The following is a 22709-nucleotide window of genomic DNA, read 5'->3' on the forward strand; positions in this document are numbered from 1 at the left end:
GTTGAAACCGATGAGAACCCCCCCCGCAATCGAAGAACTCGACCTCTACGTCTGGGAAGGCAAGGCGGACATCGTCGACCGCGTCGCCCGATGCATGGCGAGCTTCGACGTCGAAGTGATCCGCGCCGACAACGCGGAGATCTCGCCCGAACGCGCCGCGTTGCGGCCGTCGCTCGCGATCATCAGCGTGACGATGATCGAAAGCGGCGCGGCGTTCCTGCGCGACTGGCAAGCCAACATCGGCATGCCGGTCGTCTGGGTCGGCGCCGCGCGCGATCACGACGCGTCGCAGTATCCGCCCGAGTACTCGCATATCCTCCCGCTCGACTTCACGTGCGCGGAACTGCGCGGCATGGTCGGCAAGCTCGTCACGCAATTACGCGCGCACGCCGCCGAAACGCTGCAGCCCTCGGTGCTCGTCGCGCACTCGGAATCGATGCAGGCGCTGCTGCGCGAAGTCGATACCTTTGCCGATTGCGATACGAACGTGCTGCTGCACGGCGAGACCGGCGTCGGCAAGGAGCGCATCGCGCAGTTGCTGCACGAAAAGCATTCGCGCTATCGGCACGGCGAATTCGTGCCGGTCAACTGCGGCGCGATTCCGGACGGCCTGTTCGAATCGCTGTTCTTCGGGCACGCGAAAGGCTCGTTCACCGGCGCGGTGGTCGCGCATAAAGGCTATTTCGAGCAGGCCGCCGGCGGCACGCTGTTTCTCGACGAAGTCGGCGATCTGCCGCTCTATCAGCAGGTGAAGCTGCTGCGCGTGCTCGAAGACGGTGCGGTGCTGCGTGTCGGCGCGACGTCGCCCGTCAAGGTCGATTTCCGTCTCGTCGCGGCGAGCAACAAGAAGCTGCCGCAGCTCGTGAAGGAAGGGCTGTTCCGCGCGGATCTGTATTACCGGCTCGCGGTGATCGAGCTGAACATTCCGTCGCTCGAGGAACGTGGCGCGGTCGACAAGATCGCGCTGTTCAAGTCGTTCGTCGCGGAGGTGGTCGGCGAGGAGCGGCTCGCGGAATTGCCGGATCTGCCGTACTGGCTTGCCGACGCGGTCGCGGACAGCTATTTCCCCGGCAACGTCCGCGAACTGCGCAATCTGGCCGAGCGCGTCGGCGTGACGGTGCGGCAGACGGGCGGTTGGGACGCCGCGCGGCTGCAGCGCTTGATCGCGCACGCACGCAGCGCCGCGCAGCCGGTGCCGGCGGAAAGCGCGGCGGAGGTGTTCGTCGACCGCAGCAAGTGGGACATGAACGAGCGCAACCGCGTGATTGCCGCGCTCGACGCGAACGGCTGGCGGCGCCAGGATACCGCGCAGCAACTGGGGATCAGCCGCAAGGTGCTGTGGGAAAAAATGCGGAAGTACCAGATATTCGACGAAGAGCCCGAGACCCGCGAAAGCGAGTAATTAATGAGATAAAATCGCGCTGAATTACAACAACTCGCGCGAGGAATAACACTTGAAGAGCCATGTTACGGGGTTGGGGCGGGCGTTCGTATTGCTCGCCGCGGTAGGAGGCATGCAGGGCGCGTACGCGCAAGGGCTCGCCGGCAATACGGCCTCGCCGGTGCAGCAGGCGTCGGCGCCGGTGGCTGCGATTCCTTCGGTCGATGCGCAGGGGCAGACGGCGGTGCAGGCCCAGGCCGGCGAGACGACCGGGCAAAGCACCGTCGACGAACTGCAGCGTCAGATTCAGGCGCATGCGCTGACAGAGATGCGCACGAGCTACAACGGCAGCTACGGTTCGAGCCTGCTGTTCAACGTGAAAGACGGCGCATATTTCGTCGCGCTGTTCCAGCAGAAGGCGTTCTGGCGCGTGATCAAGACCTACGACGAAGCGCGTGCGGAAATGATCTATCGCGACTTCTCGCGCCAGGCCGAGCGGCTGGCCGTCAACGAGCTGCGTGCGGCCAAGCTCGAATCGCAGAAAGTGCAGATGGATCGGCAGATCGAAGTCGCGCAGGAACGTGCGCGGCGACTGCAGGCCGATATTTCCATCGCACGCGAGCAGCAGGCCGCGGTGGCCGATCGCCAGAAGAGCGTACGCGACGAAACGGCGGCGTTGCAGGCGCAGCAGGCGGAGCTTCAGGCGCAACTGCGCGCGTTGCAGCAGCAGGTGCGTTCGCTGCAGCGCGAGGCCAACGCCGGTTTGCCGAGCGCGGCACACTGACCGACCCAGCGGCGGCGCGTGGCGCCGCAGCGTCCTGAAGAGAGAAGGGCAAGCCGACCGGCTTGCCCTTTTTGTTTTTACTGGCCGTCCGGCACGATCCGGCGGCGGCGCGTCACGATGACGGGCCCGTTGCTGCCGCGCGTATCGGAAGGCGATCCGCCGCCCGACGCGTCGCCGGCGTCGCGCGGCGCACCGTAGTTTTCACGCGGCGTACCGTAACCTTCGCGCGGCTCACGGGAACCGTAACCTTCGCGCGGTTCGCGCGACCCGTAGCCTTCACGCGGTTCACGCGACCCGTACCCTTCGCGCGGTTCGCGCGAGCCGTAGCCCTCGCGCGGCTCACGGGAGCCGCCGTGCGAGCCGTACGGGCTGTGACCGCCGCCTTCGCGGCCGCCCGGCCGCCCGCCGGTGCGCGGACCGCGCGGACCGCCGCCGGGGCGCGATCCGCCCGTGTCGAGCTGGATCGTCGAAATCGCACGCTTGTAGATGCCTTGCAGACCCACGGGGGTGCGCAGCATCACCAGATACTGGTCGAACGACTCGATACACCCGGTCAGACGAATGCCGTTGACGAGGTAGATTTCGACGCGCTTACGTTCCTTTCGCGCGGAATTGATGAAGTCGTTTTGCGGATGGGATTCTGCGGGATTGGCCATTGAGGTGCGGCAGGAGCCTGCGTCAGAGAATATGTTGTGCGTGTGTGGCGTGGTCGTCACAAATCTGTTTGGCGGGATTCTACCCTGTTCGATCGGGAAGCGCCCAGTCGCGATTGTGTCGAACCGTAACCCACTATAGACGCTAACGCGCATTTGCGCGATGCGGCCAAATGGCCAACGTCAGCTGCCGCGCATATCCGCGGACGAATATGCGCGTCCGCGTGCGTTTCGGCAGAATTTTCCGGTCTTTCCCGCGCAAAACGGACGATTCCCGCCGTCTCGTTACGTCGCGTTACGTCTCTCGCAATGCCGTAGCACCCGGCGGCGCGCGCTTCGCCTACATTCGGGGCGCGTGCCGGGCGGGCCGGCAAAATGGGGATTCGACACATGAATGGCAGGCAAATGGCAGCGTGGATCGGCACGGCGACACTGCTGGCTTCGGGCAGCGCAATGGCGGGGCACGTCGATCTGTCGGTCGGCATCGGCGTACCGGTTGCGCCGGTCTATGCCGAGCCGGCTCCGGTCTATGTGGCACCGCAGCCGGCGGTCGTCGCGTATCCGGGCTACGGATACGGCTACTACGGCGATGACGACGACGACCGTTACCGCAAGTGGCGCAAGCACTATTACAAGCACTGGCGCAAGCATCACGACGACGATGACGATTGACCGCCGAGCCCGCCGCAGCGCGCGGCGGGCACGCGCACCGCATCAGCGCGGCTTGCCGGCGGCGGCGCCGATTTTCGCGAGTTCCTCGTCGCGCAGCGCGCGGCGCAGGATCTTGCCGACGTTCGTCTGCGGCAGCGCGTCGCGAAACTCGACGAACTTCGGCATCTTGTAGCCGGTGAGGTTCTTGCGGCAGTGCGCGAGCACGTCGTCGACCGTGAGCGTCGGATCGCGACGCACGACGAACACCTTGATGCGTTCTCCCTGCACCTCGTCCGGGACGCCGATCGCCGCGGCCTCGCTGATCCCCGGATGCATCACCAACACTTCCTCGATCTCGTTCGGATAGACGTTGAAGCCCGACACGAGGATCATGTCCTTCTTGCGGTCGATCAGCCGCACGAATCCGCGTTCGTCCATCACGCCGATGTCGCCGGTGGCGAGCCAGCCGTCCGCGTCGATCACTTTTGCGGTTTCGTCGGGGCGCTGCCAGTAGCCGCGCATCACCTGCGGCCCGCGCACGCAGAGTTCGCCGGGCTCGCCGATGCCGGCCCACGTGCCGTCCTCGCGGCGAAAGCGCACGATCGTCGACGGCGCGGGCAGCCCGATCGACCCGCTGAACGCGCTCATGTCGTTCAGGTCGACCGGATTCATCGTGACGATCGGCGAACACTCGGTCAGCCCGTAGCCTTCGACGATCGGCCGCCCGGTCACCTGCTGGAAGCGCTCGGCGACCGCGCGCTGCATCGCCATGCCACCCGCCATCGCGAGCTTCAGTTTCGAGAAGTCGCGCCGACGGAATTCGTCGTTGTCGAGAAACGCGTTGTACAACGTGTTGATTCCCGTGATGCCCGTGAACGTCTCGTGACGAAGAATCTTCATCATCATCTTCGTGTCGCGCGGATTCGCGATCAGGATGTTGCGGCCGCCGAGCCCCATGAAAATGAACGCGTTCACCGTCAGCGAATAGATGTGATAGAGCGGCAGCGGCGTGAGCACCGTTTCGATCTCGCCGGTCAGCTGATCGGCGATCCACGCCTTCGCCTGCAGCAGATTCGCGATCAGGTTGCCGTGCGTGAGCATCGCGCCTTTCGCGACGCCGGTCGTGCCGCCCGTGTACTGCAGGAACGCGAGATCGTCGCGCGTGATCGCCGCGGGCTTCGCGCGTTCGCGCGCACCGAGCGCGAGCGCCGCGCGCAGCCGGATCGCCTGCGGCAGGTCGTAGGCCGGCACGAGCTTCTTCACGTGCTTCAGCACGAAATTGATCAGGCGTCCCTTCGCGTTGAAGCCGTCGGCGAGCAGATCGCCGAGCGCGGTGACGACGATGTTCTTGACGCGCGTGTCGGGCAGTGCGTCCTGCAGCGTGCGCGCGAAGTTCTCGAACACGACGATCGTCTCGGCGCCGCTGTCCTTCAACTGATGCGCGAGTTCGCGCGCGGTGTAGAGCGGATTGACGTTGACGACGATCGCGCCCGTCTTCAGCGTGCCGAACAGCGCGACCGGATACTGGAACGTATTCGGCAGCATGATCGCGACGCGGTCGCCGGGCTTGACGCCGATCGCTTGCAGGTACGACGCGAACGCATCCACTTTCTGGGCGAGCGCGCGGTAGGTCATCGATGCGCCGGCGCTCACGTAGGCGACGCGATCGGCGAAGCGCGTCGTGCATTCGTCGAAGAACTGCACGAGCGACGTATATTGCGAGATGTCGATCTCGTGCGGTACGCCGCGCGGGTACGACGCGTACCAGATGCCGTCGGTGTTCGGCGGGACCTGTGCGGTGGCGGTTGCTGCGGGGTCGGGCATGGTCGTCTCCAGGGTCTTCTCGGTCGGCGCGAGGCGCGCGTCGGCGCACGCTCGGGCCCGCTGTTTCGCGACCGACGGACCCCACGCGTCGCGCCGGCCCGAGCCCGCACACTGCGAGGCCCGGCCGACGCGAGAGGTCGCGTTGCGGCCGCTTGTCGATCCGGCGATACGGTCAGCTCAATTCGTGGAATGCAGCGTGGCGGCATCGGGCGTCGTCGCAGGCGGCGGCAGCCCGAACGCCTCGCTCGCGCCTGCGTCGTCGAGCACGGCCGCGAAGATCTCGAGCTGCGCGCTGTCCGGCATCGGCGCCTTCAGCGCGGCGACGATCAGCGACGACAGCCGCGCGATCATCTGCACGTCGTTCATCGTGCGCCCTTGCGAAAATTCGTCGATGAGGCTTTCGGTTTCCGCGCCGGCGAGCGCACCCGACAGCGCGCCGATCGCGAAATGCAGCCGCCAGCCGAGCTCGGTGCGCGGCAGATGCGGCAGCGCGCGCTGGAAGGCATCGAAGAAGCGTCCCGCGACGCTCGCATAGTGTGCGGTCAGGAAGTTGCGCACGAACGGCGACGGATCGGTATATGCGCGGCCGATCAGGCGCAGAAACGCAGGGCCGCCGCGCTCCGGATCGCGCGACGCCTTCAGGGCCGGAATGAACATCGCGCCGAGCACGTGCTCGCAGGTGATGTGCGCGCCGAGTTGCGCATCGAAGCGGTCGAGGATCGCGAGCCGCTCCTGATTCAGCTGATCGAGACGGCGCGACAGCATCGCGTGGATCAGCGCTTCCTTGCTGCCGAAGTGATAGTTGACCGCGGCGAGATTGACCGCCGCGCGCGACGTGATCTGCCGCATCGACATTGCTTCGAAGCCGTGTTCGATGAAGAGGTCCTCCGCTGCATCGAGGATGCGCGCCTTGGTCCCGCCGGTCTGCCGGTTGCCCGACGATCGCCCCGTGGACGACCGCGCCGCAGACGGTCGTCCCTCCTGACTCACTGCCATGTTCCGCCTCCCATGCCGGTCGCCCGGCCGCGAACAGGTGATTGGTTTATCCGATTCAAACAAGCGTTTTTATTAAGATAAAAAAACGCGGGCGGGGCGGGCAAGCGGCGATTCTGGTCGGATTCCTCTAGTTCGATGTGCGAGTGCGGAAAGCGCGGCGCGCGGCCCAGGCGCTGCGGGCCGCGCGCGGTGATGCAACGCGCAAAACCGTCGGCTCAGGTCGCGGCGGTACGCGTATTGACGGATTGCGTCATGTCGATGCCGCGCCGTTCGCGGCTGAACAGGATCAGCACCGCGATCACGACCGCGACGGTGCCGGCCACGAGTGCGAGCGCGAACGCATAGTTGTTGTCGTGCGAGACGGCGAGCGAGGCCTGCATCGTCGCGTTGCCGGACGCCAGCAGGTTGCCGAGCTGATAAACGACGCCCGGGAACGTCGCGCGAATCTCGTCCGGCGAAATCTCGTTGAGGTGGACCGGAATCACACCCCACGCCCCTTGCACCGAAATCTGCATCAGGAAGGCGCCGGCCGCGAGCGCGAGCGGGCCGCTCGAGAACGCCCAAAGGGGCAGCACCGGCAGCGCGATCAGCGCGGCGATGAAGATCGCGCGGCGTCGGCCGATCCGCTCGGAGATCGCGCCGAACGCGAGGCCGCCGACGATCGCGCCGATGTTCAGCACGATCGTGATCCACGACACCGTATGCGGATCGAAGTGGTGCTGCTCGCGCAGGAAGGTCGGATACAGATCCTGCGTGCCGTGCGAGAAGAAGTTGAACGCGGTCATCAGCACGATCGCATAGATCGTCAGCTTCCAGTTTCGCTGCAGCGTGGTCGCGAGGCTCGGACGCTCGCGCTTTTCCATCTGCTTCCACGCGGGCGACTCCGGCACGTGCGCGCGCACGTACAGCACGAGCAGCGCGGGCAGCACGCCGATCATGAACATGCCGCGCCAGCCGATGTACTGATAGAGGAGGCCGAACACGATCGACGCGAGCAGATAGCCGCTCGGATAGCCGGCCTGCAGCAGGCCGGACACGATGCCGCGCGCGTGCGTGGGCACGGTCTCCATCGTCAGCGCGGAGCCCACGCCCCATTCGCCGCCCATCGCGATGCCGAACAGCGCACGCAGCACGAGCAGCGCGGTGAGGCTCGGCGCGAAGCCCGATGCGAGCTCGAGCACCGAATAGCAGGCGATGTTGACCATCAGTGTCGGACGGCGGCCGAAGCGATCGGCGAGGCGGCCGAAGATCAGTGCGCCGAGCGGGCGCATCGCGAGCGTCAGCGTCAGCGCGAACGCGACCGCCGGGATCGTCGACGCGAATTCCGCCGCGATGTCCTTCAGCACGAAAACCATCAGGAAAAAATCGAACGCATCGAGCGTCCAGCCGAGATAGGCGGCAATCGTCACGTTGCGTTGTTCGCGGGTCCAGCTCATGTGCGAGGTCTCCTCGTTGGCGTGCGCGCGCGGGACGCAAGGACGTGCGGCCCGATTCGCGCGCGGTTCGGGGCACTGATCGAGTGTAGGCCGACGTGCGCCGCAATGTAGGGCGCGATAGCCGCGAATCGGGAATAATCCCTACGAAATGACATGTTTCGGAAAACGACGTGCGCCGTTGAAGCCGCTGCGACAGCTATCTGTATGATTCGAGTCGGCTCGCTGTATCACGTTTGTAATTCTGACCTGCGCGTTCGCCGAATCAGGAGACCCGATGACCGATTCGCCTTCACCTACGTTGCCGACCTTCGAAACGGCGCGGCTCTGGCTGCGTCCGCGCGTGCTGGCCGATCTCGATGCGTGCATCGAGATGGATCGCGATCCCGAGGTCACACGGCACATCGCGGGGCCGTGGCACGATCCCGCGGAGCATCGCCGCTTCGTCACACACCGCATCACGCGCGACTATCCGCCGGGCCTCGGCTACTGGTCGATCTTCGAGAAGCGCGCGCCCGATACGTTCGTCGGCTGGGTGCTGCTGATTCCCGACTATGCGGACGGTGGACAGGACGTCGAGATCGGCTGGCGCCTCGTGCGTCGCGCGTGGGGGCGCGGGATCGCCAGCGAAGCGGCTGCCGCAGTCGTGCGCCATGCATTCGAATGCGTGCGCTTGCCGCGCGTGATCGCCGACATCGCGCAAGCGAACACGGGCTCGCTGAACGTCGCGCGCAAGCTCGGCATGCGCCGCGTCGGCGTCGTTCAGGACGGCATTCCGTATGTGCGTCATCGGCTCGAGCGCGACGATCTGCGTGCGTAGCGCGATGACGGCGGGGCGCCGGTTGTCAGAGATGGTCAGACGCACGCGAACGATCGGCGCGACGTATTAACGGCACGCGCGATCCGGCGTATCGTTGCGAAAAAATCCGACGAGGGGGGGGGGCATGGCACTGGGCAACGACGTGCATCTGATTCCGGTGAGGCTCGACGCGCTGCGGCCGACGCAGATGACGGTCGGCTATCGCGAAGTGAAAGCGAAGCGCAAGCACTGGAAGACGCTCGGCAAACGCGAGCGCAAAGCCGCGATCGATTCGCACTGGTTTCCGGCGGTGCTCGGCCCGGGCGGCGCGCACTACATCACCGACCATCATCATCTCGGTCTCGCGCTGATCGAGGAGGGCGAGATGCGCGTGAACGCGATGCTGCTGAAGGATCTGTCGTGGCTCGACGAGACGATCTTCTGGCGCATGATGGAGCACAACCAGTGGGTGCATCCGTTCGGTGCGGATGGCGCGCGCCGCGACTATTCGAAGCTGCCGAACGCCCTCACGGGCCTCGAGGACGATCCGTATCGCAGTCTCGCGGGCGAGCTGAGGACGGCCGGCGGCTATGCGAAGGACGCGACGCCGTTCAGCGAATTCCTGTGGGCCGACTATCTGCGTCAGCACGTGTCGCTCGACCAGATCCGCAAGAATTTTTCGAAGGCGCTCGAGATCGCGCTGCGGCATGCGCACGATCAGGACGCGCGCTATCTGCCCGGCTGGTCGGGCGTGATCGCCATCAAACCCTGAGCGGCGCACGCGCCGACCGACCATGACCACTGCGCCGATTCGTCCCGACGCCGGCCCGCAGCGCGCCGAGCATTTCGCCACGGCGCAGGCATCGCCGTCGCGCGCGCGCCGCATCGCGCTCGATGCGCTGGCCGGCATATCGATCGCCGGCCTGCTGATTCCGGAGGCCGTCGCATACGCGGGACTCGCGAATCTGCCGCCGCAGGCGGGCCTGATCGCGCTGCTGTCGGGGCTCGTCGTCTATGCGCTCACGGGCAGCAGCCGCTTCGCGATCGTCTCGTCGACATCGTCGTCGGCCGCGGTGCTCGCGGCCACCGTCTTCGCCGAATCGGGCGTCGCGCCGGCCGCGCAAATCGCGCTGGCCGCCGCACTCGTCGCGATGACGGGCGTGCTATTCATACTCGCCGGCGCCGCGCGGCTCGGCGGTATGTCGGACTTCGTCGCGCGGCCCGTGCTGCGCGGCTTCACGTTCGGGCTCGCGCTGACGATCGTGCTCAAGCAGTTGCCGAAAATGCTCGCGATTCCGGTGTCGCACAGCGATGCGCCGCGCGTCGCGCTCGATCTCGTCGCCGGCGTGCCGCACGCGAACGTTGCAAGCGCCGCGCTCGGCGCGGCCGCGCTTGCGCTGCTGTTCGTGCTGGGTCGCCGCTCGCGCGTGCCCGCGACGCTCGTCGTGATCGTGTTGTCGATCGTGGCGGGCTATGCAGTCGACTGGCACCGCTACGGGATCGCGGTCGTCGGCCATATCGATCTGAGCCGCGTGGCATTCGGATTGCCGCATCTCGACCGCAACGCATGGACGCAGACGATCGAACTCGGGTTCGCGCTGATGCTGATCCTGTATGCGGAATCGTACGGCTCGATCCGTGCCTTCGCGCTGAAGCACGGCGACAGCATTGCGCCGAACCGCGACCTCGTCGCGCTCGGCTGCGCGAATCTGGTGTCGGGCCTGCTGCACGGCATGCCGGTCGGCGCCGGTTATTCCGCGAGCTCGGCCAACGAGGCGGCCGGCGCGCAGACGCGCTTCGCCGGCCTGTGGGCGGCCGCCGTCGTCGCGCTGATCGTATGGCTACTGCTGCCGCAGCTCGCGCGCACGCCGGAGCCGGTGCTCGCGGCGATCGTGATCTTCGCGGTCAGCCATTCGCTGCATCCGTCCGTGTTTCGGCCGTATTGGGCCTGGCATCGCGACCGGCTCGTCGTGATCGCCGCGCTGCTCGCGGTGCTCGTGCTCGGCGTGCTGCAGGGGCTGCTCGCCGCGATCGGCGTGAGCCTGCTGCTGACGCTGCGCAAGCTGTCGGAGCCGAACGTCAGCGTGCTGGGCCGGCTGCGCGACAGCCACGATTTCGTCGACATCGCGAGTCATGCGGATGCGCGGCCCGTGCCGGGCGTGCTGATCGTGCGGCCGGAAGCGCAGCTGTTCTTCGCGAACGCAGACCGGATGCTCAATCGCGTGCGGGCGCTGCTGAAAACGGCGCCGGATGTGCAAACGGTGATGCTGAGCCTCGAGGAAACACCCGACGTCGACGGGACGACGATCGAGTCGCTGCGCACGTTCGCGGCCGAGTGCGCGGCGCACGGGCTGCGGTTCGTGATCGTGCGGCTGAAGCTGCACGCACTGCACGCGTTGCGCCGCGCGGCCGACGATACGCTGCGCGACGATGCGTTGTCCGAGTTGAGCGTCGACGAGAGCCTGCAGCTCTGGCAGACGCACGGTACGGACGGTAGGGAGCGCACGGACCCACGATGACGCGCGGCGACGCGGCCGCCGCGCTCAACCGGACAGCGCTGCGTCGGCTGCCGCGGTCGTATCCGTGTGGGCCGCCGTGCCTACGAGTGCGTCGACCTCGGCCGCCGTCGGTGCATACGCGCCCGCGTGCGCGCAGACGACCGCCGCGCATGCCGCGGCGTAGCGCAGATGCTCGGCCGCGGTCGCCTCGGGGCGCGTGAGCTGGCTCGCGAGCCAGCCGCCGATGCTCGCGTCGCCGCAGCCCACCGTATCGGCCACCTGCGTCGCGAACGCCGGCTGGAACAGCACCGTCTCGCGATGAAAGAGCTGCATGCCCGACGCGCCGCGTGTCACGAGCACCGCGGCATCGGGCGCCCATGCGCGCAGCTGTGCGAGCGCGGCCGTTTCGTCGAGTTCGGGGAAGAGGCCGTGCAGATCTTCGTCGGACACCTTGATCCAGTCCGCGAGCGCGGCCAGCCGGCGCAGCGTGTCGCGATACGCGGGCGCGGCCATCGGCGCGCGATAGTTCGGGTCGAACGAGATGCGCTTGCCGGCCGCGCGAGCGGCCTGCACGACCTCGAGCAGACGCGACGCGAGCGGTTCGCGCACGACGCCGAGCGAGCCGACGTGCACGATCTGAGCGGCATCGAGCGCGCCGGCCGGCAGGTCGGCCGGATCGAACGCGAGATCGGCGCTGTTCTCGCCGATGAAGAAATAGTCCGGCGGCTGCTTGGATACGACCATCGCGAGCAGCGGCGCGCGATCGACCTGCCTGATGAAGCGCAGATCGAGGCCCGCTTCGGCGCTCTTGCGCATCAGCTCGTCGCCGAACAGGTCGCGGCTGACCGTGCCGGCAAAGGCGGTCGGCACGCCGAGCCGCGCGCCCACGCGCGCGACGTTCCAGCACGAACCGCCGGCCACGCTGTGCCAGCGGTGCGCATCGTCGCGGATGAAATCGGTCAGCGCTTCGCCGAATACGATCAGGCGGGGAAACGTCGTCGTCATGTCGGAACCTTGTGTGCTGCGGCACCGGGCCGTGCGGTGCCGCGGAGAAAACGAACGGGTGGCGCGCACCGACGATGCAAGGCGGCGTCGCGCGTGCATCGTCGGCGCGGCGCGCGGAGCAGGGCGCTCAGCGCGGCGTGCTCCAGCCCTTGTAGCTCTTCACGTTGTCGCGCGTGACGAGCGTCGGCTCGATCAGGATCATCGGATTCGCCGGCTTCTGGCCGTTCATGATCCCGTAGCCGACGTTGACGGCCTGCTGCGCCATTGCCCACGGATCCTGGCTCGCGGACGCCTGCACGAGCGTGTTCGACTTCAGCGCGACCTCGATGTCGGGCGCGCCGTCGACCGACGTGATCACGATCCCCGAACGATTCAGCTGCTTCGCGGCGAGATCGCTGCCGATCGCCTGCGGATCGTTGATCGTGAACACCGCGTCGAGTTTGGGAAAGCGCGTCAAGTAACCTTGCATCGCGTTCATTCCGCCCTCGCGCGAGCCTTTGCCGTCCTGGTCGCTCGACAGCAGCTTGATACCGGGGCTCTTCGCGAGCACGGTCTTGCAGCCGTTCACGCGATCGATCACGGCCGACACCTGCGGGCCGTTCTCGATGATCACGTTGCCCTTGCCGTTGAGCTTCTTCGCGATGTAGTCGCACGCGAGTTCGCCTGCCTTCACGTTGTTCGTCTGCACGGTCGCGTTCGCGCCGGCCGCGGCGACGTCGACCGCGACGACCGTGATGCCGGCCGCCTGCGCCTTCTTGACCGCCGGCTCGATCGCCTTCGGATCGGTCGCGTTCAGCAGGATCATGTCGACGTGCGCGGAGATGAAGTTGTCGATCTGCGTGAACTGCTTGTTCAGGTCGTAGTCCGCCGAAACAGCGGTGACCTTCGCGTTCGGATTGATCTGTTTCGCGCGCGCTTCGGCGCTCTTCACGATCGTGACGAAATACGGGTTGCCGAGCGAGCCGACCGTGACGCCGATCAGCTTCAGCGGCTTGTCGGCCGCATGCGCGGCCGATGCGCCGAAGGCGAACGCGCACGCGAGGGCGGTCAGGGCGGCTTTGTGCTTGAACATGTCGTTGTGTCTCCGTGAGGTCTGTTGGCGAATGCGCGCAGGTTGACCTGCCTGCGGGCGCAGAGGAAAGCGGCGAGCCGCGCGTCAGGTGCGCGCCGAGTCGCGCTGGCGATAGCGATCGAGTGCGACCGCACCGATGATCACGAGGCCCTTGATGATGTACTGCCAGATGTCGGACACGCCGAGCAGCACGAGCCCGTTGGTCAGCACCGCGATGATCAGCGCGCCGATCAGCGTGCCGACGATCGAGCCGACGCCGCCGACGAAGCTCGTGCCGCCGAGGATCACCGCGGCGATGGCGTCGAGTTCGTACGACTGGCCGAGCTGCAGCCCGTTGGCCGCATAGAGCCGCGCCGCGGACATCACCGCACCGAGCCCGGCGAGCAGGCCGGAGGCCGCATAGACGAACAGCTGGATCGCGCGCACGTTGATGCCCGACAGCCGAGCGGCTTCCGGATTGCCGCCGACCGAATAGATGCGCATGCCGAGCACCGTGCGGCGCAGGATGAACCACGAGATTGCGATCACCGCGCAAGCGATCACGACGAGCCACGGCACGCCGAAGATCGTGCCGTTGCCGATGAACGCGAACGGCAGCTGCGGATTGAATACCGTCGTGTCGTTGCCGAGCAGTCGCGCGACGCCGCGCACGGCCGTCATCGCTCCGAGCGTCACGATGAACGGCGGCAGGCGCAGCAGCGAGATCAGGCCGCCGTTGATCGCGCCGAACACGAGGCCGACCACGAGCGCGGCGGGAACGCCGAGCCAGCCCCAGCCCGGAATCGTCGACGCGAGCAGCGACGCGACGGCCGCCGCGGCGAGCACGGAGCCCACCGACAGGTCGATGCCGCCCGTCAGGATCACGAACGTCATCCCGGCCGCGAGCACGATGTTGATCGAGGCCTGCTGCGTGACGATCGACAGGTTCTGCAGCGTGAAGAAGCCGTCGGTCAGAAAACCGAAGCCGATGCAGAGGACCAGAAGGACCGGCAGCATGCCGGCGGTGCGCATCAGCGACTGCATGCGCGCGCGATGATCGGCGACGCGCGCCTGCGGCGCACGATCGGCCGCCGGATGGGCGGTGGCGGAAGCGAGGTTCCGCTGCTTGGTCGGATTGATCATTTCGGTAACCTGAATGTAAGAATGAAATGAAGTGGCCGGGGTCAGTGCGCGTCCGCGAGTTCGGCCTGCGAGCCGGTCGCGAGCGCGATGATCGCTTCCTGCGTGATCGGCGTGCCCGTATAGCCGCCGAGCTCGCCCGCGATTTCGCCTTCGCGCATCACGAGCACGCGATCGGCGACGCCGATGATTTCGGGCAGCTCGCTCGAGATCACGATCACGCCGACGCCGGCACGCGCCAGCTCGTTGATGATCCGGTAGATCTCCGACTTGGCGCCGATGTCGACGCCGCGCGTCGGCTCGTCGAGGATCAGCACGCGCGGCTTCGTTTCGAGCAGGCGCGACAGCAGCACCTTCTGCTGGTTGCCGCCCGACAGCGCGCCGACGTTCACGTTCGCGTGCGGCACGCGGATCGACAGCGACGCGATCGCGTCGCGCGCACGTTCGGCGCCGCGTGCGAGGTCGAGTGCGCCGAGCCGTGCATCGCGGCTGCACACCGAGATGTTGATGTTGTCGCGCACGCTCATGTCGAGAAAGAGGCCCTGGCGCTTGCGATCCTCGGTCAGGTAGACGAGGCCCGCGTCGATCGCATCGCGCGGCGAGTGCGCGCCGAACGTGCGGTCGCCGAGCTTCACGTCGCCGCGCGTGCGCGGCTCCGCGCCGAAGATCAGGCGCGCGAGTTCGGTACGGCCCGCGCCGACGAGGCCCGCGATGCCGAGCACCTCGCCCGCATGCAGATCGAAGCTGCAGCCGCGCACGCGACCGCCGTCCGACACGTCGCGGACCGACAGCAGCAGATGGCCGGGATCGTACGGCGCGTGCTCCTTCTTGTAGAAGCCCGAGATGTCGCGGCCGACCATCATCGCGACGAGGCGCTCGGCCGACAACTCATCGCGTTCGAGCGTGCCGACGTACGTGCCGTCGCGCAGCACCGACACGCGGTCGGACAGTTCGTAGATTTCCGCCATCCGATGGCTGATGTAGATGATCGCGAGGCCTTCTTCGCGCAGCTGCCGGATCAGGCGGAACAGATGCTCGGTTTCGCGCGACGACAGCGGCGTGGTCGGCTCGTCCATCACGAGAATGCGTGCGCGCGTGTGCACGGCGCGTGCGATCTCGACGAGCTGCTGCTCGGCGATCGACAGCGTGCCGACGAGCGTGTCCGGGCCGAACGATGCGCCGAGACGCAACAGCACGTCGCGACAGCCGCGCGCCATCGCCGCGCGGTCGATCGTGCCCCAGCGCCGGTTGCCGTGCCGCAGTTCGCGGCCGACGTAGATGTTTTCGGCGACCGTCAGGTTCGGCGCGAGGCACAGCTCCTGGTAGATCACCGCGACGCCCGCATCGCGCGCGGCGAGCGGCCCGTCGATCTCGATGCGCCGACCGTCGATGAGGATTTCGCCGCCGGCGTCGGCGCGGTATGCGCCGGACAGGATTTTCATCAGCGTCGACTTGCCCGCACCGTTCTCGCCCATCAGCGAATGGATTTCGCCCGGATAGACGGTGAGGCTGACGTTGTCGAGCGCGCGCACGGCCGGGAACGTCTTGCTGATCCGGCGCATTTCGAGCAGCGGCCGGGGCGACTCAGATCGCGACATGGTTGACCTCCTGCGATTCCGTGCGGGCGCCTTTCAGGATGCCGGCCCGCGGGGAGAAGTTGAAGTACATCGGCAGCGTCGCGGCGCCGATCGCGCCGGCGTCCGCGCCGAACGTGCCGCGCACGAGCGTCGGCGTGCCGCGCGCTTCGGGCGCGGTCGCGACGAGCGCCGCGCGCAGCCGCGTCGTCAGCGCATCGAGCAGGCCGGCGTCGGTATCGGCGTCGAGCACGACGACCGGCGCATCGACAACGCAGAGCACCGCGCGCAACGCCGGTGCGAGCGCATCGACGCAGTCGTCGATCCATTCGGCGACGGCGGGCAGCCCGCGCGCGATGCACGCTTCGAGATCGGCGCGGTTGTCGACGCGTTCGCCGTGATGGCGCAGGTGACGCACGAGTGCATGCAGCGACGCACGCGCGAGCAGGATGTCCCACGGGCCGCGCGGCGGCGGCGCGGACGCGAGCCGGCTCGGCGGCACCGGGATGACCGCGATGTCGCCCGCATTGCCCGTCACGCCGCGCAGACAGTCGCCGTCGATCGCGATGCCGCCGCCGATCGCGGGGCCGATGAACAGATAGACGAAATCGTCGCACTGGCGGCCGTAGCCGTAGAACAGCTCGGCGATTGCGGCCGCGTTGCCGTCGTTTTCGCCGAACACGGGCAGCGACGACATGCGCCCGAGGTCGCTCGCGAAATCGACGTCTTCCCAGGCGCGGAACGTATCGGGCGCGAGGCCGAGTTCGCGCATCCAGGCGCCGAGGTTGTACGGCTGCGCGACGCCGATGCCGGCGAGCCGCGTACGTTCGTGATCGGGGAGCAGCGCCTGCATCGCCGCGATGTCGTGACGGACGATCTCGAGCACGTCGGCGGGCGGCGGCAGCAGCATGTCGTGCGAGCGGCGGCCGAGCACGTCGCCGGTGAAATTGACGAGCGCGGTTTCGATCCGCATGCGGTCGAGATGGACGCCGATGCCGAACGCGCCGCGCGGATCGAGACGGATCAGCGACGCCGGCTGCCCGCGTTGACCTTCGGTGCGGCGGCCCGCGAACTCGATCAGCTTGGCGTCCGCGAGCGACGCGATGATGCTGCCGACCGCCGTGCCCGTCATGTTTGCGAGGCGGGCGAGGTCGGCCTTCGACGCGCTGCCGGCGCGGCGCAGCGTTTTCAGCAGCAGGCGCTCGTTGTAACGGCGCACGTTGGCCGAATTGCTGCCTTGGCCGATGTGCGGACTTCTCATGGCGTCTCCTTCCATGTTTCGCCGCTGCGGGGCGAATTAAATAAATCACGTTGATTTATTTAAGCGCGAGCGAGCGCGTGTGTCAGCCTAGGGAAATCCCGGTTGCTGGGAGGGAGGCGGGAGGTCGGGCAGTGTTTTGGGCGTTTAAGGCCGTTGTCCGGAAGAGGGGACGCATCGCATCTCTTGTCGCTTTCTGCGCCGCAAATGAAAAAAGGCCGGCATAAAGCCGACCTTTTCGAAAACAGATGGTGCCCAGGAGAGAGCTCGGTCACACGAGCGCGACCCCGGCTGCGCTTGCGAGCCGCAGCCTTTCGAGTCCTCGCGCAAAGCGCGCAGGCACTTTGCTTCCTTGGCTCAAAATGAAAAAGGCCGGCATGAAGCCGACCTTTTTAATACAGATGGTGCCCAGGAGAGGACTCGGTCACGCAAGCGCGACCCCGGCTGCGCTTGCAAGCGCAGCCTTTCGAGTCCTCACGCAAAGCGCGCAGGCGCTTTGCTTCCTGGGCTGAAAATGAAAAAGGCCGGCATGAAGCCGACCTTTTTAAAACAGTGGTGCCCAGGAGAGGACTCGGTCACGCAAGCGCGACCCCGGCTGCGCTTGCAAGCGCAGCCTTTCGAGTCCTCACGCAAAGCGCGCAGGCGCTTTGCTTCCTGGGCTGAAAATGAAAAAGGCCGGCATGAAGCCGACCTTTTTAAAACAGTGGTGCCCAGGAGAGGACTCGAACCTCCACGGTGTTGCCACCGCTAGGACCTGAACCTAGTGCGTCTACCAATTCCGCCACCTGGGCACGTTTCGCTTGCTGCGATGCGAAAGACCGCTATTGTAGCGTGTCCTTGAGGGCTGTCAACAGCTTTTTACTGGATCGATCTAAAAAGACGCGCCGCCAGCAGGTCTCGTTGCGGCGCTCGCGCGGCGTGCAGCGATTGCCGCACACCGCGAACGGGTGAATTTTCCCGATGCGTATTTATGCGCGTTTGCCCGCGCACTATCGTTTCGACACGGCACACGTCATTGCGGACACGTGCCGAGCTCCGCCGATACGGCGAACACGGTGCACGCGTTTCATCATCGACGCGACGACGTGCGACGCGGGCCCGGTTCGGCGACTCGATTCGTTTGCGAGCGAATGTGTTACTTAATTGGTAACATTTCGTCGCTCGTTCCCTTTGAACTTGAACAAGGAGTCATTCATGTCGGAAATTGCTGTGGTTTTTCATAGTGGCTACGGTCATGCGGCCGTCATTGCGGAAGCCGTCGCGCGCGGTGTCGAGAAGGTCGACGGCGCGTCGGTGAAGCTGATCCCTGTCGAGGCGATCGACGATCACTGGGCGTATCTGGAGCACGACGCGAACGCGATCATCTTCGGTTCGCCGACCTACATGGGCAGCGCGTCCGCGCAGTTCAAGGGATTCATGGACGCGTCGTCGAAGTACTGGGGCAAGTGGCGCGACAAGCTCGCGGCCGGCTTCACGGTCTCCGCTTCGCAAAGCGGCGACAAGCTGGCGACGCTGCAGCAGCTCGCCGTCTTCGCGGCGCAGCATCAGATGCTGTGGGTGAGTCTCGGCCTGATGCCCGGCAACAACAACAGCCAGGGATCGGTCAACGATCTGAATCGGCTGGGTTCGTTCCTTGGCGCGATGGCGCAGGCGAATGCCGATCAGGGCGGCGACGCGATCATCGAGAGCGACCGGAAAACGGCTGAAGTGCTCGGCGAGCGCGTCGCGATTGCGGCGAAGCGCTGGAACGGGCAGGGCGCGTGATTTTTTCGTGCCGGAAATGAAGAAAGGTCGGCTGAAAGCCGACCTTTTCGAAAACAGATGGTGCCCGGGAGAGGACTCGGTCACGCGAGCGCGACCCCGGCTGCGCTTGCAAGCGCAGCCTTTCGAGTCCTCACGCAAAGCGCGCAGGCGCTTTGCTTCCTGGGCTCAAAATGAAAAAGGCCGGCATGAAGCCGACCTTTTTTAAAACAGTGGTGCCCAGGAGAGGACTCGAACCTCCACGGTGTTGCCACCGCTAGGACCTGAACCTAGTGCGTCTACCAATTCCGCCACCTGGGCACGTTTCGCTTGGTGCTGCATCGCGAAAGACCGCTATTCTAGCGTGTCTGAAACGTCTGTCAACATAATTTCATCAAAGCGCACGAAATTGTCGCGCCCCTCCGCGCCCGCGCTCACGCACCGATCGGCTCCGCCCGTTTCGCGGCGAAATTCCAGCGCAGTGCCTGCCCGGTATCGACGCGCGCCGGTAGCAGTCCGGCAGCGAGAAAGGTGTCGGCGATCTTCTGCTGCTCGCCGAAGTTCGGCCGCAGCACTTCGCGCACGAGGTAGCTGCGTCGTGCGTTGGCGCGCTCGATCGTCGCGGCGTCGAGCCCCCAGATCGGCGCCAGCGTATTCGCGGCTTCCGGCTGATGCGCACGCAACCATGTGCCGGCCTGCGACAGCCGGTCGAACAGGATCTGCACGACGTCGGGGCGGGCCGCGGCGAAACTGCTCGACGCGAGGTAGTAGCGCTGATAAGACGCGAGCCCGTCGCCGTCGGCGAGAATCCGCACGTCGGGATTCCGGTCCACCGACGCGACATAGGGATCCCACGTGATCCACGCATCGACGCTGCCGCGCTCGAATGCGGCCCGGCCGTCCGCAGGCGTGAGGTAGTGGATCGCAGCATCGGCGGGCGCGAGCTTCGCGCGCGCGAGCGCGGCGAGCAGCAGATAGTGGCTGCCGGCCGCCTTCGTCACGGCGATGCGCTGGCCCTTGAGGTCGGCGAGCGTGCGCAGCGCGCCGTCCCGCTTGACGACGATCGCCTGTGCCTTCGGCGACGGCGCTTCCTGCGCGACATACACGAAGCGCGCGTGCGCGGCCTGTGCGAAGACCGGCACCGTGTCGGCCACGTCCGCGCTGAAATCGACGGCGCCGACGTTGAGCGCCTCGGTCAGCGGCAGCCCGCTCGCGAATTCATGCCACGACACGCGCATGCCGAGCGGCGCGAGCGCCTGTTCGAGCGTGCCGCGCGTCTTGAGCAGCGTGATCAGCGTCGACGATTTCTGGTATCCGATGCGCAGCGCGGTGGGCGCATCGTCGGCGCGGGCGCGGACACCCGCGGCAGTCAGGCCGGCGGCCAGCATCGCGCGCGCGAATGCGCGGCGGTTCATCGACGTCATGAAGCGTGCTCCTTGTCGGGTTCGTTGCATTGAAGCGAGCCGGCTAACGTACCAACGCCGAGCACGGACGAGAACCGATAAATTCTGCTATCGATTCGACCGATGGGCATAAGCGGCGGGCACGTCGGTTGCTCGCAGGAACGGCCACACCTTTGTCAAGGAGAGTGACCATGCCCGAACAGAGAGCGATCCAGCGAGCACGCGCCGACAAACGCGCCGGCAAGTCGCCGAGCACGCAAGCCGGCGAGTTCGTCAAGGAGGAGATCGACCGCGTACGCAGCGGCAAGCACGGGGTGCGTTCGGCGAAGCAGGCCGTGGCCATCGGCTTGTCGGAAGCACGGCGCGCGGGCGTCGATCTGAAGCCGCCCGCGAAGGGCAAGACGAGTGAAGCGACGCGCAAGAAGGCGGCACGGGACACCGCCGCCGGTCACGGCAAGAAAAAAACCGGCGCCAGCACCGAATCGAAAGCGAAACGCTCGCGCACGACGACCGCCGTGTTGAAGCGCGAGAGCAAGGAGGGCGCGTCGTCAGCCGCAATGTCGAAGCAGGCGAAGAGTGCTGCCGCGCGTCGTCCGGCCGCGAGCCGTTCCGCCGCCGCGAAGAAGGCCGCGCAGACCAAAGGGGCGGCAGGCCGCTCGGCAGCCGCAAAGAAGGCAGCCCAGACACGCGCGGCACGTGCGCATCACCGTTAAAGCACGGGCAGGCGCGGCGGTGGTCCGTCGAATTCAACGTCGACGGACCGCCGACCGTCCACGCTGCGCATAGCCCTGTGTGTTCGCGCGGCATGGCATGTCGCGCGAGCCCCCGTCGTCGCAGCGGCTCGGCGCCTACGACACGGCCGCCGCTTGCGCGCTATTGAGGCGGAGACAGGCGTCTGAAGCGTTTCCACAATTTTTTCATCTGGACGTAATCGGCGGCCGCGCGCGAAGCCCAGAACCCGCGCACGAAAGCGGCCCCGGCGACGGTATCGGCGGCGTCATGCGGCAGCGAATCGAGCAGACGAGGGGCGACCACGGCATCGTTGCGCCAGCCCAGATCGTCCTGGAGCTCGCTCAACGTCGCCACATAGTGCTTCACCGCCGACTTCGGAAACAGCGACGCAAAGAACTCGGTCGCATACCGAAGTTGTTTCGCCGCGATGCGTGCGCGATGGCGGCGACGATCGTCGAGATCGGCCAGCCCTCGGCCGCGCTTCAGCAATTTTTTGTGCCGGCGGCGCAGGATGTCGGATGCCAGCCGCTTCACGGGTTTCTGCACGGCCTCGGACGCCTGCCTCGACATGCCGTCATGCCAGCGTGCGCCGTCGAGCCACAAAGTCAGTTCCAGGATCAGTCGCGTGTAGCGGACGGACTGCACGGCCGCGGCTGCACGGGCGCGCTTTTCCGTCGCCACGCGCTTGCACGCGCGCTCCACCGCCCGGCGTTCCTGCTCTTTCTCGGTCTGCGCGAGTGCCTGGCCGAGCGTCGAGCGGGAAAGGACCTCCCAGTCGCGCGCCTCGCCGAGCTCCGACGCGATCCAGCGCAGTTCGTCCTGAAGCCCCGGATAAGCGGGGATCATCTTGTCGAACAGATCGAGCGCCGAGCGCAGGCGCCGCAGGCCGACGCGCATCTGGTGCACGCTCGACGGGTCGTGACCGGACACGACACCGCGCTCGTTCGCGTGAACCTGCTCGAGGCAGTTGTGCGCGATCGTGCGGAAGGCGTCTTCGATGCTGTTCCGCTTGTGAAGCGTCACGGGCTTCGCCTTCACCGGCGGCTGATGGTGTTGCAGCAGCATTTCATAGCCGCGATCGGCCTTGCTCATCGGGTCGAAGCGCAGCGGCACCGTTGCGAGCAGTTCGAGCGCAATGTGATAAAGACGCTCGGGGCGGCCTTGCTTCAGTTCCATTTCGACTGCGACGACGGACGCCGAATCCGTCTCGGTTTCGATCGTGCCTTCGTCGATCGCAAACTCGATTTCCTCGCCCGGTTGCGCGCGCAACGGCAGCAGCGTGCGGCGAATCTTCGTGACGAAGCGCGGTCCGAGGTCCGTCGCGGTGCGTTCGTCGCGAATCAGCTTGCCGAGGTCGCTGTCGGCGGGGATCGAGTCGTTGAACAAGCTCAGATCGGGCGCAGTGCCTTCCACCGGCATTTCGAATTCGTCTCGCTGGTATAGGCCTGCCGATGTCGCGCCGTCGATCTTGATGGTCTGGACGGTCTTGTCGCCTTGCGTTCGCACGCGCAGCGATGCATTGCAGCGACGAAACGCAAATTCCGATGTGTCGTAGTAGGTGCTGGTCAGCAGTGTGGCCGGCAAGTCGGCGTGCTTCCCGTCCGCGAACAGCGGCGATTCGCGGATGCGGTCGACGTGCTCGCGGTCGACCAGCAGCTTCAGTTCCCTTTCCATTACGCTCCCTCGCGCGTCGTCGTTCCGACGCATTCGCTTCATGGATGGCGGCCACGCGATAGCAGGCCGTCCGATCGACACACGCGAGCATTTTTCGCACCTTCCGGCGGCCG

The 22709-nt window shown here is 66.5% G+C and carries 19 protein-coding genes and 2 tRNA genes; 8 read left to right on the forward strand and 13 right to left on the reverse strand.

The window, feature by feature from the left end:
• The first annotated feature begins 10 nt into the window (after positions 1–10).
• Together NP80_RS20390 and NP80_RS20395 are read left to right on the forward strand one after the other, a co-directional pair.
• Positions 11–1402: a sigma 54-interacting transcriptional regulator gene (locus NP80_RS20390; RefSeq protein WP_006400291.1), complete on the forward strand. Its 1392-nt coding sequence runs from the start codon at positions 11–13 to the stop codon at positions 1400–1402.
• Between the two features lie 112 nt (positions 1403–1514).
• Entirely contained in the window at positions 1515–2165 is a 651-nt protein-coding gene (locus NP80_RS20395; RefSeq protein WP_006404926.1) for a DUF2968 domain-containing protein, read from the forward strand.
• Between the two features lie 77 nt (positions 2166–2242).
• Here the strand turns inward: NP80_RS20395 and hfq are convergent, their stop codons facing one another.
• On the reverse strand, positions 2243–2821 hold the full coding sequence (gene hfq, locus NP80_RS20400) for an RNA chaperone Hfq (RefSeq protein WP_006400289.1): 579 nt from the start codon (positions 2819–2821) through the stop codon (positions 2243–2245).
• Between the two features lie 387 nt (positions 2822–3208).
• Here hfq and NP80_RS20405 point away from each other — a divergent pair, with 387 nt between their 5' ends.
• The gene (locus NP80_RS20405) at positions 3209–3490 is read left to right on the forward strand and encodes a PXPV repeat protein (protein WP_170933522.1); all 282 of its coding nucleotides are present in this window, start codon (positions 3209–3211) and stop codon (positions 3488–3490) included.
• A gap of 42 nt (positions 3491–3532) precedes the next feature.
• Here the strand turns inward: NP80_RS20405 and NP80_RS20410 are convergent, their stop codons facing one another.
• The 3 genes from NP80_RS20410 to NP80_RS20420 all read right to left on the reverse strand — a co-directional run bounded on the left by NP80_RS20410 (position 3533) and on the right by NP80_RS20420 (position 7725).
• On the reverse strand, positions 3533–5293 hold the full coding sequence (locus NP80_RS20410) for an AMP-binding protein (protein ID WP_006404924.1): 1761 nt from the start codon (positions 5291–5293) through the stop codon (positions 3533–3535).
• Positions 5294–5470: 177 nt separating this feature from the next.
• Positions 5471–6289 carry a TetR/AcrR family transcriptional regulator gene (locus tag NP80_RS20415; protein ID WP_035946820.1) on the reverse strand — a complete coding sequence of 273 codons (819 nt, stop codon included), beginning with the start codon at positions 6287–6289 and terminating at the stop codon, positions 5471–5473.
• A gap of 215 nt (positions 6290–6504) precedes the next feature.
• Positions 6505–7725: an MFS transporter gene (locus NP80_RS20420; protein WP_006400284.1), complete on the reverse strand. Its 1221-nt coding sequence runs from the start codon at positions 7723–7725 to the stop codon at positions 6505–6507.
• Between the two features lie 274 nt (positions 7726–7999).
• On the opposite strand from NP80_RS20420, the gene NP80_RS20425 reads away from it, so the two are divergent.
• The 3 genes from NP80_RS20425 to NP80_RS20435 all read left to right on the forward strand — a co-directional run bounded on the left by NP80_RS20425 (position 8000) and on the right by NP80_RS20435 (position 11040).
• Positions 8000–8542 carry a GNAT family N-acetyltransferase gene (locus NP80_RS20425; RefSeq protein WP_006410138.1) on the forward strand — a complete coding sequence of 181 codons (543 nt, stop codon included), beginning with the start codon at positions 8000–8002 and terminating at the stop codon, positions 8540–8542.
• A gap of 124 nt (positions 8543–8666) precedes the next feature.
• Positions 8667–9293 (forward strand): ParB-like protein, encoded by a 627-nt coding sequence (locus tag NP80_RS20430; protein WP_006400281.1) that lies wholly within the window; start codon positions 8667–8669, stop codon positions 9291–9293.
• A 22-nt stretch (positions 9294–9315) separates the two neighbouring features.
• Complete coding sequence (locus tag NP80_RS20435; protein ID WP_006410135.1) at positions 9316–11040, forward strand: SulP family inorganic anion transporter; 1725 nt, start codon at positions 9316–9318, stop codon at positions 11038–11040.
• 24 nt (positions 11041–11064) lie between these two features.
• On the opposite strand, the gene NP80_RS20440 is transcribed toward NP80_RS20435, so the two are convergent.
• The 6 genes from NP80_RS20440 to NP80_RS20465 all read right to left on the reverse strand — a co-directional run bounded on the left by NP80_RS20440 (position 11065) and on the right by NP80_RS20465 (position 17838).
• Positions 11065–12024: a carbohydrate kinase family protein gene (locus NP80_RS20440; RefSeq protein ID WP_006410130.1), complete on the reverse strand. Its 960-nt coding sequence runs from the start codon at positions 12022–12024 to the stop codon at positions 11065–11067.
• Between the two features lie 127 nt (positions 12025–12151).
• Positions 12152–13096 carry an ABC transporter substrate-binding protein gene (locus tag NP80_RS20445; protein WP_006400278.1) on the reverse strand — a complete coding sequence of 315 codons (945 nt, stop codon included), beginning with the start codon at positions 13094–13096 and terminating at the stop codon, positions 12152–12154.
• A gap of 84 nt (positions 13097–13180) precedes the next feature.
• Positions 13181–14218 carry an ABC transporter permease subunit gene (locus NP80_RS20450; protein ID WP_006410134.1) on the reverse strand — a complete coding sequence of 346 codons (1038 nt, stop codon included), beginning with the start codon at positions 14216–14218 and terminating at the stop codon, positions 13181–13183.
• A gap of 41 nt (positions 14219–14259) precedes the next feature.
• Positions 14260–15813, reverse strand: a complete 1554-nt coding sequence (locus NP80_RS20455; protein ID WP_006400275.1) for a sugar ABC transporter ATP-binding protein — start codon at positions 15811–15813, stop codon at positions 14260–14262.
• Positions 15800–17050 carry an ROK family protein gene (locus NP80_RS20460; RefSeq protein ID WP_006400274.1) on the reverse strand — a complete coding sequence of 417 codons (1251 nt, stop codon included), beginning with the start codon at positions 17048–17050 and terminating at the stop codon, positions 15800–15802. The genes NP80_RS20455 and NP80_RS20460 overlap by 14 nt, the downstream gene beginning before the upstream one ends.
• A 701-nt stretch (positions 17051–17751) precedes the next feature.
• Positions 17752–17838 (reverse strand) — tRNA-Leu (locus NP80_RS20465).
• Positions 17839–18241: 403 nt separating this feature from the next.
• Between NP80_RS20465 and NP80_RS20470 the strand changes: the two genes are divergently transcribed.
• The gene (locus NP80_RS20470; protein WP_006404915.1) at positions 18242–18811 is read left to right on the forward strand and encodes a flavodoxin family protein; all 570 of its coding nucleotides are present in this window, start codon (positions 18242–18244) and stop codon (positions 18809–18811) included.
• Positions 18812–19021: 210 nt separating this feature from the next.
• On the opposite strand, the gene NP80_RS20475 is transcribed toward NP80_RS20470, so the two are convergent.
• Together NP80_RS20475 and NP80_RS20480 are read right to left on the reverse strand one after the other, a co-directional pair.
• Positions 19022–19108: transfer RNA gene (locus tag NP80_RS20475), tRNA-Leu, on the reverse strand.
• Between the two features lie 113 nt (positions 19109–19221).
• Positions 19222–20211, reverse strand: a complete 990-nt coding sequence (locus NP80_RS20480; protein WP_006404914.1) for an aliphatic sulfonate ABC transporter substrate-binding protein — start codon at positions 20209–20211, stop codon at positions 19222–19224.
• A gap of 170 nt (positions 20212–20381) precedes the next feature.
• Between NP80_RS20480 and NP80_RS20485 the strand changes: the two genes are divergently transcribed.
• Positions 20382–20903 (forward strand): DUF6496 domain-containing protein, encoded by a 522-nt coding sequence (locus NP80_RS20485; protein WP_006400270.1) that lies wholly within the window; start codon positions 20382–20384, stop codon positions 20901–20903.
• Between the two features lie 160 nt (positions 20904–21063).
• On the opposite strand, the gene NP80_RS20490 is transcribed toward NP80_RS20485, so the two are convergent.
• Positions 21064–22596: a CYTH and CHAD domain-containing protein gene (locus tag NP80_RS20490; RefSeq protein WP_006404913.1), complete on the reverse strand. Its 1533-nt coding sequence runs from the start codon at positions 22594–22596 to the stop codon at positions 21064–21066.
• Between the last annotated feature and the right edge of the window lie 113 nt (positions 22597–22709).

This window comes from Burkholderia multivorans ATCC BAA-247 (assembly GCF_000959525.1).
Lineage (GTDB): Bacteria > Pseudomonadota > Gammaproteobacteria > Burkholderiales > Burkholderiaceae > Burkholderia > Burkholderia multivorans.

Bases quoted from the DNA above. Each gene is read 5' to 3' on its own strand.
- NP80_RS20390 (WP_006400291.1), top strand. From the start codon at position 11: ATGAGAACCCCCCCCGCAATCGAAGAACTCGACCTCTACGTCTGGGAA.
- NP80_RS20395 (WP_006404926.1), top strand. From the start codon at position 1,515: ATGCAGGGCGCGTACGCGCAAGGGCTCGCCGGCAATACGGCCTCGCCG.
- hfq (WP_006400289.1), bottom strand. From the start codon at position 2,821: ATGGCCAATCCCGCAGAATCCCATCCGCAAAACGACTTCATCAATTCC.
- NP80_RS20405 (WP_170933522.1), top strand. From the start codon at position 3,209: ATGAATGGCAGGCAAATGGCAGCGTGGATCGGCACGGCGACACTGCTG.
- NP80_RS20410 (WP_006404924.1), bottom strand. From the start codon at position 5,293: ATGCCCGACCCCGCAGCAACCGCCACCGCACAGGTCCCGCCGAACACC.
- NP80_RS20415 (WP_035946820.1), bottom strand. From the start codon at position 6,289: ATGGCAGTGAGTCAGGAGGGACGACCGTCTGCGGCGCGGTCGTCCACG.
- NP80_RS20420 (WP_006400284.1), bottom strand. From the start codon at position 7,725: ATGAGCTGGACCCGCGAACAACGCAACGTGACGATTGCCGCCTATCTC.
- NP80_RS20425 (WP_006410138.1), top strand. From the start codon at position 8,000: ATGACCGATTCGCCTTCACCTACGTTGCCGACCTTCGAAACGGCGCGG.
- NP80_RS20430 (WP_006400281.1), top strand. From the start codon at position 8,667: ATGGCACTGGGCAACGACGTGCATCTGATTCCGGTGAGGCTCGACGCG.
- NP80_RS20435 (WP_006410135.1), top strand. From the start codon at position 9,316: ATGACCACTGCGCCGATTCGTCCCGACGCCGGCCCGCAGCGCGCCGAG.
- NP80_RS20440 (WP_006410130.1), bottom strand. From the start codon at position 12,024: ATGACGACGACGTTTCCCCGCCTGATCGTATTCGGCGAAGCGCTGACC.
- NP80_RS20445 (WP_006400278.1), bottom strand. From the start codon at position 13,096: ATGTTCAAGCACAAAGCCGCCCTGACCGCCCTCGCGTGCGCGTTCGCC.
- NP80_RS20450 (WP_006410134.1), bottom strand. From the start codon at position 14,218: ATGATCAATCCGACCAAGCAGCGGAACCTCGCTTCCGCCACCGCCCAT.
- NP80_RS20455 (WP_006400275.1), bottom strand. From the start codon at position 15,813: ATGTCGCGATCTGAGTCGCCCCGGCCGCTGCTCGAAATGCGCCGGATC.
- NP80_RS20460 (WP_006400274.1), bottom strand. From the start codon at position 17,050: ATGAGAAGTCCGCACATCGGCCAAGGCAGCAATTCGGCCAACGTGCGC.
- NP80_RS20470 (WP_006404915.1), top strand. From the start codon at position 18,242: ATGTCGGAAATTGCTGTGGTTTTTCATAGTGGCTACGGTCATGCGGCC.
- NP80_RS20480 (WP_006404914.1), bottom strand. From the start codon at position 20,211: ATGACGTCGATGAACCGCCGCGCATTCGCGCGCGCGATGCTGGCCGCC.
- NP80_RS20485 (WP_006400270.1), top strand. From the start codon at position 20,382: ATGCCCGAACAGAGAGCGATCCAGCGAGCACGCGCCGACAAACGCGCC.
- NP80_RS20490 (WP_006404913.1), bottom strand. From the start codon at position 22,596: ATGGAAAGGGAACTGAAGCTGCTGGTCGACCGCGAGCACGTCGACCGC.